The organism is Pirellulimonas nuda (genome assembly GCF_007750855.1).
GTDB lineage: Bacteria > Planctomycetota > Planctomycetia > Pirellulales > Lacipirellulaceae > Pirellulimonas > Pirellulimonas nuda.
This window is the reverse complement of the sequence record NZ_CP036291.1, coordinates 3,925,650-3,940,525: the sequence shown is the minus strand read 5'-3', so window position 1 is coordinate 3,940,525 and position 14,876 is coordinate 3,925,650. Positions and strand designations below refer to the sequence as shown.

Annotated in this window: 9 protein-coding genes; 6 read left to right on the top strand and 3 right to left on the bottom strand. The window is 70.4% G+C overall.

Features of this window, described 5'->3' with window-relative positions:
• Positions 1-4: 4 nt before the first annotated feature.
• The 6 genes from Pla175_RS15320 to Pla175_RS15295 all read left to right on the top strand — a co-directional run bounded on the left by Pla175_RS15320 (position 5) and on the right by Pla175_RS15295 (position 8,230).
• Positions 5-1,096 (top strand): vWA domain-containing protein, encoded by a 1,092-nt coding sequence (locus tag Pla175_RS15320; RefSeq protein ID WP_145286769.1) that lies wholly within the window; start codon positions 5-7, stop codon positions 1,094-1,096.
• A complete protein-coding gene (locus tag Pla175_RS26115; RefSeq protein WP_197526877.1) occupies positions 1,093-2,298 on the top strand; it encodes a hypothetical protein in 1,206 nt (401 codons plus the stop codon). Before Pla175_RS15320 ends, Pla175_RS26115 begins: the two co-directional genes overlap by 4 nt.
• A gap of 41 nt (positions 2,299-2,339) precedes the next feature.
• Entirely contained in the window at positions 2,340-5,090 is a 2,751-nt protein-coding gene (locus tag Pla175_RS15310) for a BatD family protein (RefSeq protein ID WP_145286767.1), read from the top strand.
• 109 nt (positions 5,091-5,199) lie between these two features.
• Positions 5,200-6,660: a sulfatase-like hydrolase/transferase gene (locus Pla175_RS15305; RefSeq protein WP_145286766.1), complete on the top strand. Its 1,461-nt coding sequence runs from the start codon at positions 5,200-5,202 to the stop codon at positions 6,658-6,660.
• Between the two features lie 134 nt (positions 6,661-6,794).
• Complete coding sequence (locus Pla175_RS15300; protein WP_145286765.1) at positions 6,795-7,781, top strand: alpha/beta hydrolase; 987 nt, start codon at positions 6,795-6,797, stop codon at positions 7,779-7,781.
• Positions 7,782-7,870: 89 nt separating this feature from the next.
• The gene (locus tag Pla175_RS15295) at positions 7,871-8,230 is read left to right on the top strand and encodes an efflux RND transporter permease subunit (protein WP_231953917.1); all 360 of its coding nucleotides are present in this window, start codon (positions 7,871-7,873) and stop codon (positions 8,228-8,230) included.
• A gap of 60 nt (positions 8,231-8,290) precedes the next feature.
• On the opposite strand, the gene Pla175_RS15290 is transcribed toward Pla175_RS15295, so the two are convergent.
• The 3 genes from Pla175_RS15290 to Pla175_RS15280 all read right to left on the bottom strand — a co-directional run bounded on the left by Pla175_RS15290 (position 8,291) and on the right by Pla175_RS15280 (position 14,845).
• Positions 8,291-9,625 carry a DUF1501 domain-containing protein gene (locus Pla175_RS15290; RefSeq protein WP_197526876.1) on the bottom strand — a complete coding sequence of 445 codons (1,335 nt, stop codon included), beginning with the start codon at positions 9,623-9,625 and terminating at the stop codon, positions 8,291-8,293.
• Between the two features lie 4 nt (positions 9,626-9,629).
• Positions 9,630-12,725: a PSD1 and planctomycete cytochrome C domain-containing protein gene (locus Pla175_RS15285; protein WP_145286763.1), complete on the bottom strand. Its 3,096-nt coding sequence runs from the start codon at positions 12,723-12,725 to the stop codon at positions 9,630-9,632.
• 143 nt (positions 12,726-12,868) lie between these two features.
• Positions 12,869-14,845 (bottom strand): sulfatase-like hydrolase/transferase, encoded by a 1,977-nt coding sequence (locus tag Pla175_RS15280; protein WP_145286761.1) that lies wholly within the window; start codon positions 14,843-14,845, stop codon positions 12,869-12,871.
• Positions 14,846-14,876 lie beyond the last annotated feature (31 nt).

Here is a 14,876-nt window from a genome sequence, read left to right as displayed (position 1 = left end):
CATCATGGACATCCAGATCGGAAACCCGGCTCAGCTCGTTTGGTTGTGGCTCCCCGTGCTGTCGCTCGCCGCAATCGGGTACGCGGCCCAGGCCCGCCGCCGGGCGAGGCGACGCTTCGCGACGGCCAACCTGGTGGGCCGCGCCCTGCCCACGTCGGGGGGGCGCCGCGCCGTGGTGGGCGCCGTGCTGGTCACCGCGGCGATGGCGCTAATGGCGCTGGCGCTGGTAGACGTGCGTTGGGGCCGGGTGTCGCGCGAGGTCCCCCAGCGGGGCATCGAGGTGATGTTTGTGCTGGACGTCTCGCGGTCGATGCTGGCCGAGGACGCGTCGCCGAACCGGCTAGTGCGGGCGAAGCAGCAGATCAAGGACGCGGTCGATGAGATGGCGGGCGACCGCGTGGGGCTGGTGGTGTTCGCCGGAGACGCCAAGCGGCAGATCCCGCTGACGACCCACTACGACGACTTCAAGCAGGCGCTCGACGCGGTGGGGCCCCACAGCGTGCTGCGTGGCGGATCGCGGTTGGCGGGCGCGATCGAGGCGGCGTCCCAATCGTTCGTGACGAAGCTCAACGCCCACAAGGCGATGGTGATCTTCACCGACGGAGAGGACCAAGAGAGCGACCCGGTGGCGGTCGCCCGGCAGGCCAACCGCGACACGGGCGTACGCGTCTTCACCGTGGGCCTGGGAGACATGGACCAGGGGGCCCGCATCCCGCTGGCGTCCGACCGGGGCGGGGCCTACCTGCAGCACGCCGGCGAGCCGGTGTGGAGCAAGCTGCACGGCGACATCCTCCGCCAAGTGGCGGTGGAAACCGGCGGCGCGTACATCCCGGCCGGCACGAAGCAGGTGAACATGGCCGACGTCTACCACGGCTACATCGCAGACGTAGAGCAAACCGAGTTCGAGACGGCAACGATCGACCAGTACGAGGCCCGCTTCCAGTGGCTGCTCGTCCCGGCGCTGGGGCTGCTGTTGTGCGAGGTCGCGGTCGCGGCCTGGCCCACACGCCGCGTGGTTCGGCAGGGCGCCGCCACGGCGGGCAAGCAGCCGCGCTCCCCTTCCACCAACGCCACCCAACACTCGACCGCGGCATGATGAACCTGCAGAAGACAAATTGCCTCCGACTTGTGCTGCTGGGCGCCTCCTGCGCGGTAGGGCATTGTGCGACGGCGGCCGATGTCGAGCTGGCCGGGCGGATGAACGCCGCCAACGCGCTGCTGCGCGAAGGGGACGTCGACGGCGCGATGGCGGCCTTCGAGCAGTTGCAGGAGCTGGGCCCCCCGTCCGACACGCTGACCTACAACCACGCGGTGGCCCGGTACCGCGAGGGAGACGTTGGCGCCGCCGCCGAGCAGTTCCGCGCCGTGGCGGCGTCGGACGACAACGCCATCGCCGCCAAGGCGCGCTTCAACCTCGGCAACTGCGACTACGCCTCTGCGGTGCAGCTAGCAGAGAAGGACCCCCCGGCCGCCATCGGCCGATTGGAGTCGGCCATCCGGCACTACCGCAGCGCCTTAGAGATCGAATCTGCCGACCCCGAGGCGCGCGCCAACATCGAGCTGGCCGCGCAGTTGATCCAGACGCTGCGTCAGGAGCAAGAGGAACAGCAGCAACAACAAGAACAGCAACAAGACCAACAACAAGACCAGAACCAGCAGGACCAGCAGCAGTCGTCCGGCGACAGACAAGATCAGCAGGAGCAAGACCAGCAGCAATCGGACCAACAGCAGCAAGACCAGCAGAGCGGCGAACAGCAAGACCAGCAGCAGCAAGACGGCTCGCAGGAGGGCCAGCAGCAACAGAGTCAGTCTCAAGAGAGCCAGCCACAAGAAGGCCAGTCCCAGCAGGGGGACCCACCGCAAGAGGAATCGCAGCAGCCAGAGCAGCAGGACGCAGAAGCGTCGCAGCAGCAGGGCGATCAGCGGCAGGACGCAGACGCGTCCGAGCGGCCCAAAGAAGACGGCAAGCCATCGCCCGATCAGCCGCCGCACGGCGACCCCGGTTCTCAGCGTGACGCGAGCGAGCGTGGCGAAGACCAGGCCGCCGGCGCAGCGTCGGACCAGGACCCCCAGCAGCAGGCCGGCGAGACCCCCAAGGGAGAGCTCTCGGCCGCGGGCGAGCCCGAGCCCCCCGCATCGGCTCAGCAGCAAACGGGAGAGGTGCTGCAAGAAGGAGAGATGACCCAGGAAGAAGCGGCCAAGATGCTGCAGGCCATCCGCGACCGCGACATGGTCCGCCGCCTCCGCCGCCAAGCCGCCGAGCGCAACCAGCACATCCCTGTGGACCGCGACTGGTGATCGATCGCCGGCCACGAGGACCCCAACCCAACGCAATTCTGATGCAAACGTTCTCTACCAACGCGCGGCGTACCCTGCTGCTATCGGCTCTGGTGGTTTCTGGCGCGCTGGGCGCGTCGGCCGCCGAGGTGCGTGTCGGCGTTTCGACGAGAGACACCTACGTTGGCATGCCGGTCGTCGTGCAGGTGCAGGTCAGCAACGCCTCGGACGTCGAGCCGCCGGTCGTGCCCCGTGTGGATGGCGTGGAGGTACGCGCGGCCGGCGCGCCGGCGCGCAACACGCAGATCACCACCATCAACGGCAGGATGACCAAGAGCACGTCGCTGACGTACGCCTACGAGCTGACCCCCCAGCGGGCCGGCGCCTTCCGCGTCCCGCCGATCTCGGTCGTCGCGGACGGCACGCGGCTCGAGACGCGGCCGATCGAGTTTGTTGCGTCGAAGAGCGAGACCGGCGACTTGTTGTTCGTCGAGGTGGCGGGGAAGGAGAACCAAATCTATGTCGGGCAGGCGCTCGACCTGACGCTCAAGATCTGGGTGCGGCCCTTCCGTGACTCCGATCGCGGCGTCACGCTGTCGGCCGGCGACATGTGGCGGACGATCTCGCCGCGGTCGGGCTGGGGCGCGTTCGAGGACCGGATGCGGGAGCTGGACAGCAACCGCGAGCGGCCCGAGGGGCGCGAGGTGCTGCGGAAGGACCGCGACGGGGTCGAGCACAGCTACTACCTCTACGAGGTCGACGCGACCATCTACCCGAAGAGCCCGGGCCAGATCGACGCCCAAGACGTGCGTGTGATTGTGGAGTACCCCACCTCGCTGGGCGCGGCCCGCGACCCGTTCGCGTCGATCTTCGGCGACATGCCAATGCCCGGCGGGTTCGGCGGCGCCTTTGGCGGAGACGACTTCCCGTCCCCCTTCGGCCGGCGGCTGGCGGTCGAGGCCGCGCGGCCCATCGTGGCCGAGGCCGTGGTTGAGCCGATCGAGGTACGCGCCATCCCCACCGCGGGGCGCCCCAGCGACTACCGCGGCGCCGTGGGCCGGTACCACATCGTCACCGAGGCCCGCCCGGCGTCGGTCAAGGCGGGCGACCCGATCGAGCTGCTCATCGGCGTCGCGGGGACCGGCCCCATGGAACTGGTGCAGGCCCCGCCGCTGGCCGAGTTGGCGGGGCTGACCGCGGACTTCAAGGTCCCCAGCGAGCCGCTGGCCGGCTTCGTGCAGGGGGACCGCAAGGTGTTCTCCACCACCATCCGGCCACGCAGAGAAGGGGTCGCCCAGGTTCCCGCTATCCCGTTTACCTTCTTCGATCCCCAGCAGGGCGAGTTCGTCACGGTGCGCAGCGAGCCGATCCCGATCCACGTCGACCCGGCCGACACGCTAGCGCTCGACGCCATCGTCGGCAGTGGCGCTGGGGCCGGCGCCTCTGGCGCGGAAGGGACGCCGGCGGCATTGGCCCCGCTGCTGGACAACTTTGCCGGCGAAGACCTCCTTCGAAGCGAGGCGCCCTACCAGCCGGGCGCGGGGGTGCTCACGCTGCTGCTGGCGGCGCCCCCGCTGGCAGCGGGCGCCTTCTGGGTGCGACGCAACCGGGCCCGGGTGTCGCGGCTGATGGAGCGGCTGGGGGTTGGCGCCCATCGGGCGCAGGCCCGCATCCAAGCGGCCCAAACGCCCGGCGAGGTCTGCACGGTGCTGCGGGCCTGCCTGGCGCGTCGCCTAAGATTGAACCCCGAGCTTCAAGACGCGGCCGCGGTTGTCGGGGCGCTCCGCGCCTCGGGCCAGCACAAGCTGGCGGTGCGTTGCGAGAGGGTCTTCTACGCGGCGCGACAGGCCGACGCCGGCGGAGTGACCCCACGGGCGTCGCTGGACGACGTGAAACGCGAAGCCCTCGCAGTGCTGGCGCAGTTCCAGCAACGCCGCGAGCGCCCCCAAGCAACGCCCCGTCGCGCGGCCCGCGCCGCAAGCGTGCTGGCCCTGGCCGCGGTGATCGCCGGGGGCGCGGCGTCCGCAAGCGCCGCCCCGACCGGCGGCACGCCTTTGCACACGGCCCAGCAGAGCCAAGCCGTGCTGTCGGAGGCGACGCGGTTGTACCAGAACGCCATGGGGCTGTCCGGCGACGACTCCGCAGAGGCAAAGCAGGCCTTCGCCCACGCCGCAGAGAAGTACCAGTTGTTGGTCGATGCGGGCGTCGAGAACAGCCGCTTGTACGTGAACCTGGCCAACGCCTACCTGCAGAGCGGGCAACCGGGCGCGTCGATCGCCAACTACACGCGGGCGCTACGCATCCATCCAACCAACCGTGTGGCGCAGCTCAATCTGCGGCACGCGACGCAGTCGCTCGGCCCGGCCGGGGCCGAGGCGCCAACCCCCGGCGGCGGCGGGCTAGCAAGCGCCGCAGCGGCGGCCGGCGGGTGGCTGTGGGGCCACGCCGGCCCGCGCGGGCTCGTGGCCGCGGCGGTCGCCGGCTGGTTGGCGTTCTGGCTGGTCATCGGGTTGCGGCTGCACGGTTTGCGCTACGCGTGGAAGACCATCGCCACAGCGGCGGCCGTGGTGGCCATCGCTTCGGCGGGCCTGTACGCGTCCAACCGTGGGGGAGCAGACTCGCTTACCGCGGTCGTCACCGCTCCTGCGGCGGCGCTCCGCGAGGGCGATGGCGACCACTTCCCCGTCGCCGGCGTGGCGCTGAGCGAGGGCCAACGCGTGGAAGTAGCCAAGCAGCGTGGCGGCTGGCTCAAGGTCCGCTCCAGGTCGGGGCAGACCGGTTGGGTCGAGCTCCGCAGCGTCGAAGTCATCTAGACAGAGGGGCCGAGTTCGTGGCGCCAGGCGCCGCGAATTTGCGAAGCCGCCCACGGCCGCTTATGATCGGCGGCGACGCGACTGGTCCGCTCTTCTAAAGGTCTGCCCGATGCACAAGTCCCTCGTTCTCACGCTCATCGCCGGTCTCGCGTGGGGGGCGGCCCCCTCGCTGTTGGACGCCGCGGCGCCGCCGGAGGGCGGCCGGCCGAACATCGTCATGATCTACGCCGACGATTGGGGCTGGGGCGACCTGTCGTGCCACGGCGCCGACTGGCTGGCGACCCCCAACCTCGATCGCATCGCCCGCGAAGGGATCGACTTCCAGCAGTTCAACGTGCTCAACCCGGTATGTTCGCCGAGCCGGACGGCGTTGATGACCGGCATGTACCCGGCGCGGTTCTCGGTGCACCAGCATTTTGCGACCCCCGCGCAAAACCACGCCCGGGGCATGCCCGATTGGCTCGACCCGCAGGCGCCGATGCTGCCGCGCCTGCTCAAGCAGGCCGGCTACCGCACCGGGCACTTCGGCAAGTGGCACCTGACCAACGCACAAACCTGGGGCGCCCCCAAGCCCGAGGCCTACGGCTACGACGCCGCCGCGGTGTTCAACGGCGGCGCAGGCTGGGGGAAGCCGGCGGCGCTGCGCGACACGGCCAAAGACGCGTCGGCGTTCATCGCAGAGAACAAGGACGCCCCCTTCTTTGTGAACGTGTGGCTCCACGAGAGCCACACGCCGCACGCGCCGACCCCAGAAGCGATGCAACGCTGGAAGAACCTCGACCAGCGCCGGCAGGTGTACGCGGCGGTTATCACGGACGGCGACAACGCCGTGGGCGCCATCCTCGACGCCCTCGAGGCCGCGGGGGTCGCCGACAGCACGCTGGTCATGTTCTCCAGCGACAACGGGCCCGAATCGTCCGCGGCCAACGCGGGCCCCGCCAGCTTCGACGCGGACGCCCAGGTCACGGGCCTCGATACCTACTACAGCGTCGGCACCACCGGCGGGCTGCGGGGCCGCAAGCGGAGCTTGTTCGAGGGGGGCGTGCGAACGCCGCTGCTGGTCCGCTGGCCGGGGCACGCCCCCGCGGGGACCACCAACGACACGACGGTGCTGACCGCCGTCGACCTGCTGCCGACCCTGTGCGCCGCGGCCGGCGCGGAGCTGCCAGCCGGCTACCAGGGCGACGGCGAGAACCTGCTGGCGGCCCTGCGGGGCGAGGCCCCCACGCGCAGCCGGCCTGTCTTCTGGCAGTGGCGGGGCAACCAGACGGAGCCGGACTGGTGGCCGCGGCTCGCGGTGCGCGACGGCGACTGGAAGCTGGTGCTGACCGACGACGCGCAGCGCGTCGAGCTGCACCGCCTCAGCGACGACCGCGCCGAGGCGACGGACGTGGCCGCGCAGCACCCCGAGATCGTCGAGCGTCTGACCAAGCTGGCGCTCGACTGGAAAGCCACGCTCCCCGACAAGCCCAACCCCGCGTGCCTGACCGCCGCCGGCCCGCAGGAATCCACCCCGCCGACGCGTCGCCGCCGACGCGCCCCTGCCGAGGCGCCTGCGCCGTCGCGTTAGGCAGACCTCATGAACTCTTGGTGACACGCGCCGTAGGGGCGGGCGGCCCCGCGGTTTCGGAGAGAGCTGGCGCCGAGGCGAGGTAGCGAGACGGGCGTTGGTCCCAGGCAGACAACCATTTCAAGGAACATGCAATGTGTAATCGGACGTGTATCTGGGCGGCTGGGGTGTGGGTTGCGGCGTCTGCGACGTCGGCGTTCGGGCAGGAGGCCTCTCCGGCGCCGGCTCAGCGCCAGCAACTAGAAGAACTGAGCTACGACGCGTCGGTGCCCCCCCCGACGCTCACCGGCGTCCGCTACGGACCGCACCGCCGGAACACGCTCGACTTCTGGAAGGCGTCGTCGGACGGGCCCACCCCGCTGGTGATGGTCATCCACGGCGGGGGCTGGAACGGAGGGAGCAGCAAACAGACGATCCACAAACTGGTAGACACCCAGGCCCTGCTGGACGCCGGCGTCTCGGTCGCTTCGATCCACTACCGGTTGATCAAGCACGCCGGCGACTTGCAGCCCCCCGTCAGGGCGCCGCTGGAGGACGCGGCCCGCGCGCTGCAGTTCATCCGCAGCCAAGCAGAGCCGTGGAACGTTGACAAATCGCGGATCGCCGCGGCCGGCGGGTCCGCCGGCGGCTGCTCAAGCCTGTGGCTCGCCTGCCACGACGACCTCGCCCAGCCGCAGAGCCCAGACCCCGTTGCCCGCGAGTCGACGCGGCTGGCGTGCGTGGCGCTCAACCGGCCCCAGACCACGCTCGATCCCCAACAGATGAAGGCGTGGATCCCGAACAGCAGTTACGGCGCCCACGCGTTCGCCAAGGAAAGCTTCCAGCAGTTCCTGGCCGAGCGGGAGAGCCTCTCCGAGTGGATCGAGGAATACTCTCCGTACGGGCTGTTGGACGCCCGAGACCCCCCCGCCTACCTGTGGTTCAGCAACCCTCCGAGCGGCGGGAAGCCGGAGAAGGACCCGACCCACTCGGCCGCGTTCGGCGTCAAGTTCAAGCAGCGGTGCGACCAGCTGGGTGTCGCTTGTGAGGTGCAGTACCCCGGCGCGCCGGACGTCCAGCACAAGACCCCCACCGACTACTTGATCGCGTTCTTTGGAGAGGGCGCCGCAGGTCGTCAATGACCCCGGTCCAATCAGCGCGCCGCCGCCTCTTGCTACGAAAGGTGGACGTGCTGCGAGACAGCCATCGGTAGGGCCGTAGTGGCGCATGCATGAGCGCCTTCGTCGGCAAGGGGCCGCCGCGTTTCTACCTGCCGGTCAGCGCCGAGGACCCCTACACGTCGTACGCCCCGATCATCGTCAACGCCGTCGTGCTGCTGGACGAGGTAAACGCGAACCTCGGCCGCGGGTTGGCGCCCTACAACGCGGTGGTCGAGGCGGCCGTCGCGCGGTTGAACCCCGTCGTGAACGCGGCGGGCACCACCGTGCTGGGGGTGCTGCCGATGCTGCAGGACGTTTTCTGGGTGGCGCTAGCGGTGACGATCTTCTTCGGCCTGATCGTCGGCACGCTGCTGACGATGATCATGGTGCCGACGCTGTACGCCCTGCTGTACCGGATACGCCCCGAGTAGCGGTTCGCCGGCTCGGAGGGCGCGCCGCGCTACGAGCGACAGACGCGGCCGGCGCCGCCGTCAGGCGAACACCCCGTGGGCGACCTTGCAGGCCGAGTCGAAGCCGACCCCTTTGTGGCTCATGCGGTGGACATCGAGCCCGCACGCCCACAAGATCGTGGCGTGCAGGTCGCGGACGTGCACCGGGCTCTCGACGGACGTGAATCCGCGCTCGTCCGTCGCGCCCAAGGCGCTCCCTCCGCGGACGCCGCCGCCGGCCATCCACCAGCAGAACGCGCTGCCGTTGTGGTTCATGTGGCCGGGGCCGCCGCGGCCCATCTCTCCGCCCCAAACCACCAGCGTCTGGTCGAGCAGACCACGCTGCTTGAGGTCCGTGATCAGCCCGGCCAGCGGGAGGTCGCAGGCGAGCGCCAGGTTGGGGATCACGCCCCGCACGCTTGTGGGCGTGTGCGTGTCCCAGTCGCCGCTGCCCCCCTCAAGGCTGGGCACGTTCATCGAGGGCACCAGCACGAACCTCACGCCGCGCTCCACCAGCCGCCGCGCAAGCAGCAGCTTGGCGCCCGTGCTCCGTGTTGGCAGCGGATCGAGGCCGTAGAGTGCCCTCGTGGCTGGGCTCTCGGCCTCTTGAGAGAGGTCGAACGCTTCGGGCGCCGAGCGCTGCATGCGCTGCGCGGTAAAGAAGGACTCGGTACGTGCGTCTAGCTCGGCCACGCCCGCGTGGCGCTCGGCGAACCCACGGTTCAGGGCACGCAGCTCCGCCAGCCAGCGCGACTGGCTGGCGGCGGGGTCTGGGCTTTCGAGGTTGGCCACGGGGTCGGCCGGGTCCTGGATCACCTGCGCTTGCAGCGACGGCGGCAGGCCCCCGGCGCCGACGGCCCGGGGCCCCCCGTGCACGGCGCCGTCGCTGGCCGCCCACGTGTCGCCCGGCGCGCGTCCGGTGAGCAGCACGTGGCCGGGCAGGCTCGGGTTGCCGCTGCCCATGCCGTGCAGCATCCACGCCCCCAGGCTCGCCCCCACTTTGCTGGCGCCCGTGAAGGCGAAGATGCCCCCTTCGTTGTGCGTCGCCACGGCGCCGTACCCCGATCGGATCACGCACAAGTCGTCGGCGAGCGTCTGCAGGCTGGGGAACAGGTCGCTGATCTCGAGGCCCGACTGCCCGCACCGAGAGAAACGGTAGGGGTAGAGCGACGGGTCTTCGACGCGTTGCGGCCGGTCGAACGTGTGCGCCTGCGAGGGGCCCCCCCGGCAGTAGTAAAAGATGACGCTCTTGACCCGTCCCGGGTGGTGCGGCGTGGGGAGGGGCGAGGCGGAGGCCTCGGGCCAGCCGCCGGCGGTGGCGAGCAGGCCCGAGGTCGCCGCGGCACGCGTCAGGAATTGTCGACGGGGCATCGTCATAGCGCTACTCCACAAAGAAGGCCTCATTGGAACACAGCAGCAGCCCGGCGTACTCCTGGACCTCTTCGCGCACCCTGGCCGCGCCAACCTGCTCGCGGCGCCGCTGGACGAAGCCGCGGGCAGACGCACGCTCGGCCTCTGTCGGGAGCCGCTGATAGCACTGGGTGTAGAGCGCGGCCAGCACGCTGTCCAGATCGTCAGACTCGCCGAGCCCCAGGCGCGCTACGAGGCTCTTGGCGACGCCCCGCACCGCGGCCTGTTGGTTCATCAGGAACAGTGCCTGCGTCGCCGCGATCGAGGCGTTGCGCCGGTCGATCAGCTCGTACGTCGAGGGGCCGTCGAACTGCACGAAGTATTCCGCCGCGGCCGGCAGCGCGGCGTCGCGGAGCGCGGGGGTCGCCGGCCGACTGCCCGTCTTGTGCCACGCCATCGTGTTGGCGATCGCCTCGTACTGCAGACGCCGCACGGGCCCTCTGGCGAAGAAGCGGTTCTCCGGGTCGCGGGAGACCGCCTGGTCGTCGGCGACCGAAGAGCGCTGGTAGGCGGCGCTCGTGACGATCTCACGGACCAGCGACTTCACGGACCAGCCCCGCTGGGCGAAGCGCTTCGCCAGGCCGTCGACCAGCTCGGGCATCTCGGGGGCGTCGCCCAGGCGTCCCAGGTCCTTCGGCGTCCGGCACAGCGCCTCGCCGAAGAGGTTCTGCCAGGCGCGGTTCGCCGCGGTGCGAGCGACCAGGGCGGCCTGCTGGGAGCCGGGCTCGGTGAGCCACTCGGCCAGCTGCAGCCGACCGCTCCCTTCCGGGAGGGCGCGCATGCTCCCGAGAAACTCGGGCGTTCCGCGCGGCACGACCGTGTCGGGGTAGAGCACGTCGCCGCGCAGCAGCAGGCGGGAGTCGCCCATGAAGTAGGGGTGGAGCCACACGCGATCGGGGCTGTTTGAATTGAAGCGGAGCCCCGCCGCCTTGGCCTTCTTGTCGAGCGGGGGCAGCTCCTCGGCGCGTCGCAGGCCGCCTTCGCAGCACACGATGAGGTGCGACGGTTTAGGCGGCAGCCAGGGGCGGCTCGGATCGTTGGCCAGCTCGTCCTCGATCGCTTCCACACGGTCGTAGGCCGCAGCCAGCTCGGCGACCTCGGGGTCGGTCCGTCGGTGACCGCCGAAGCGGCCACGCTCGCTCCAGCGGGCCCGCTCCTGCTTCCAGTACCGGTCCTGCTCTTCTAGCTCGCCGGCCGCGTCGTCTAGGCCGACGGCTAGGGCGCGGGGCAGGAGCCCGCGGGTCTGCTTGTGGCCGCCGATCACGTGGGCGTACTTGCCCAGGATCGCGCCCCCTCCCGCGGGGAAGTCGGGAGGGGCGTACCGGGCTAGGCGCGTCTGGTTGTCCCGGATCGCGAGGGCGTAGTCGGCCGCCAGCTTCGCGTCTCCCGTGGCCTCGGCCGCCTGCTGCTCGGCCCGCAAGACCTGCTGCTCGATCTCGATCAGCCGACGGTCCACCGGCGCAAGCACCGCGATGCGCGATCGCTGCCACTTCTTGATCTGCCCCCCGCCCGCGATGCTGATCTTCTGCGCCGCGGTGCGCAGGTAACCGTTGAGCCTCGCCCTCTCGGCCAGCAGCTCTCGGCGCGTCGCCACCGCGGCGGCCGCGTCGCGTCGTGTCGAGGTGTGGACCGGGACCGGCTCGTACCAACTGCTCTGGAAGAAGCCCAGCAACGCGTAGTAGTCGCGTTGCGAAACCGGATCGAACTTGTGGTCGTGGCAACGGGCGCACTCCAGGCTGATCCCCATCAACGAGCGACCGAGGAACTCGACCTCTTCGTCCAGCTTGTCCATCAGCACGAACGTCTCGGTGCTGGCCTCCTCGAAGGTGCGCGGCCCGTTGAGGGGCGCCGCGGCCGCCAGGGCCTGCTCGATGGAGTAGTCGGCCCCGTCGTAGCCGGGCATCAGGTCGCCCGCTACGTGCGCGCGGGCGAACCAGTTCCACGGTCGATCTTCGTTGAAGCAGCGGGTCACCCAGGCCTCGTAACGGGCGGCGTCGAACGCCGGGCCGCGGTTGCTCTGACCGTTGGCGCCGCTGCGTGTGTAGTCGAGCCAGTGCCGGCCCCACCACCACCCGTAGTGCGGCGATGCGAGCAAGCGGTCGACCACCCGTTGGTAGGCGTCGGGCCCGCGGTCGTCGACAAACGCTTCGATCTCCTCCGGCGTTGGCGGGTAGCCGATCAGGTCGTACGTCACACGCCGGAGCAGCCGGCGGCGATCGGCCGCGGACGCCGGCGCGATCCCCAGCCGGTCGTGATGCGCCCGGAGCGACCGGTCGACGCTCCAGCCCGCGGGCAGGGCGGGCGGCAGCGGGCGGAAGGCCCAGTGCTCGCGGTCCGCCTGGCTGATGGAGAAACGCCGCTCCCGTGCGAGCACCCGTTCGTCCGACGGCCACGGCAGTCCCCGGTCGATCCACGTTCCGAACGCCGCGATCTGGGCGGCGCTGAGGGGGTCGCCGCCGCGCGGCATCTGGAGCTCGCCCGTGTGGCGGATGGCCTCCATCAGCAGGCTCGCCTCAGGATCTCCGGGGGCCGCTGCCGGGCCACGCGCCCCGCCGGCGAGCACGCCGTGCCGCGAGGCCAGGTTCAGCCCGTGCTCCGGGTCTTCGCCGGCGTGGCACTTGAAGCATCGCTCGACCAGAACCGGGCGGATCTCGCGTTCAAAGAAGGCGACGTCGTCGGGCGGGAACCGCGTAGAGTCGTCGGTCGCGCCTTCGGCAACCCACTGCCGGAGCAGGTCGACCTCTGCGGCAGCCAGCGGGTCGTCGTCTTCCGGCATGCTCGGTTCGAGCGCGCCGGTGAGCACGCCGATCAACGGGCTGCGGTCTGGGCGCCCCGGCACGACCGCGGCGCCGAGCGAGTCGCCGCCGCGGAGGATCGTCTCCCGGCGGGTCAGGTCTAATCCGCCCCGTTGCTGCTCGGCGTGGTGACACTTGTTGCAACGGGCCTCGAGCAGGGGGAGCACGTCGCGTTCGAAGCTAACGGCCCGCACGCCCGGGTTGTCTTGCCCCGGCGCCGAGAGCGACAACGCGACCGCGACGATCAGCACGCCAGTACGACTTAGGGCCATCCCGATTTCCTGTCGGTAGCGGCGTGGTTGCCGCGGGGCGACGATCCGAGCCCCGGTAAGTTTGGTTGGAAGAGGCAGCACGCCAAGGCATCCTGCGGCCCGGCTCACCCCCCCACTGTAGCCGCTGAGGGTTTCACTTGCGACTAGCGCCCTGCGGCTTCCACAGCGCTCTGGGCGGTGCGGAACCGCCACCAGTAGGCGCCGTCGTTCAGCGGGCCGCTCGGCTGGCCGCCCACCTTGATCCAGCCCGGGTCGGAGAGCAAGAAGTACGTGGTGGCGGGCTTGAGCTTGGGCAGGTTGTTGAACTCGATCCGCTGCTTGTCCTGCGACAACGATTCGGGCGCTGACGTCGACTTCCAGACGGCGTTCTCGGGGTCGTCTACTGCGTACAGCCGCAGCGATTCGGCGTCGGCGCCCGAGAACTCGACCGGTCCGGAGAACTCCAGCGCGAGCCCGGTATCGAGCGGGACGTCCATCGCGGCCTCCCTGGGCGAGAGGTCGACGAGCTGCGGCAGCACCATCCGCGCGCGGTGCATCCCCCAGCCCTGGCGCTCGGTCCGCAGCGGCCCGCGGTCGCGCGGCTTGAGGTTGGTTTCTTCCGCGGCGAACCGCGCCCAACGCCGGCTCAGGGCCGCGAGGCGCTGCGGCTGCTCGGCGGCCAGGTCGTGCGACTCGGCCGGGTCCTCTGCGACATTGAAGAGCATCCAGGGGCTGTCGTTGAGGCTCACGATCTTCCACCCGCCCGACATCAGGCCCCGCTGTCCGGTGGTAGTGAGGAACGACCAGAACACCTCGTCGTGGATCGCCCTCTCGCCCAGCCCCGGGTCGCTAAACAGCCGCACGGCGGAGCCGCCGTACAGCGGTTTGAGCTTCCGGCCCGCGTCGCTGGCGGGGTACTGAGCGCCGGCTAGCTCCAAGAACGTTGGGTAGAGGTCGGTCACGTGCAGCCGCTGACGCACGAACGATCCAGGGGGGAGTGAGATCCCGTCCGGCCAGCGGACGACCAGCGGCACGCGGACGCCGCCGTTGCTGGCGGACGACTTGTACCAGCGGAACGGCGTGTTCTTGAGCATCGCCCAGCCGGTGGCGCTGAATGGCAGCGAGTCTTTGTCCCACGGGACCTGCTGGTGGTAGGTGTGGATGTCGCCGTTGCCGTAGTCGCCGCCGTTGTCAGACATGAACACGACCAGCGTGTTGTCGTGCACGCCGCGCTCGGCGAGGTGGGCGAGCAACCGGCCGATGTTCTCGTCCAACCGGTCGACCATGCCGGCGTACGCGGCCATCCGGCGGGCCTCGGTGTGCTGGTCATCTGGTGGCATCTCGTCCCAACGCCGCACCTCGGCCTCGGGCTCGGTCAGCCGGTAGCGATCGTCGACGAGCCCCATCGCCCGCTGCCGCTGGAACCTGGCTTCCCGGAGCGTCTCCCAGCCGGCGCGGTAGCGCTGCGGGTACTTTTCTACGTTCGCGCGGGGGGCGTGCAGCGGGCTGTGGGGCGCGTTGTAGGCCACGTACGAGAAGAACGGTCGCCCCTGGCCGAGCGCCGCGTCGATCTGCTGGATTGCGTGGTCGGTGAACGCGTCGGTCGAGTACCATCCGGCCGGTGTGGGCTCGGGCGCGCCGCGGCCGGTTTGGATCTGTGGGGCGCCCGCTTCGGCGCCTGTCCAAGAATTGATCTGCCCGTCGAGGAAGCCGTAGAAGGCGTCAAAGCCGGCGTCCAGCGGGTTGCCCGGTTGGTGCCACTTGCCCGTCAGCGAAGTCTGGTAGCCCGCGTCGCGCATCACGCGGGCGATGGGCAGGGAGTGACGGTAGCCGTCCGACTGGGCGTGCGTGTGCCCCGTCATCAGGCTGGTGCGGGTGACGACGCACATCGGGTTGACGTAGTAGTCCGTGAACCGCAGCCCCTGGGCCGCTAGCCGATCGATGTGCGGGGTGTCGATCTCGCCGCCGTAGCAGCCCAGGTCGGAATACCCCAGGTCGTCCGCCACAATCAGCAGCACGTTGGGCCGCGGGGCCGCGGGCGCCGCGCCGGCCTGGTTGGCGCAGCAGATCGTAAGGGCGAGAAACCACGAAACGTCAACGGCAGGAGATTGCCGTCGGGAAGTTCGAAGAGGAGAGGGCATCGCGTACGCAGACAAGAGGGGTGCGGGGGAC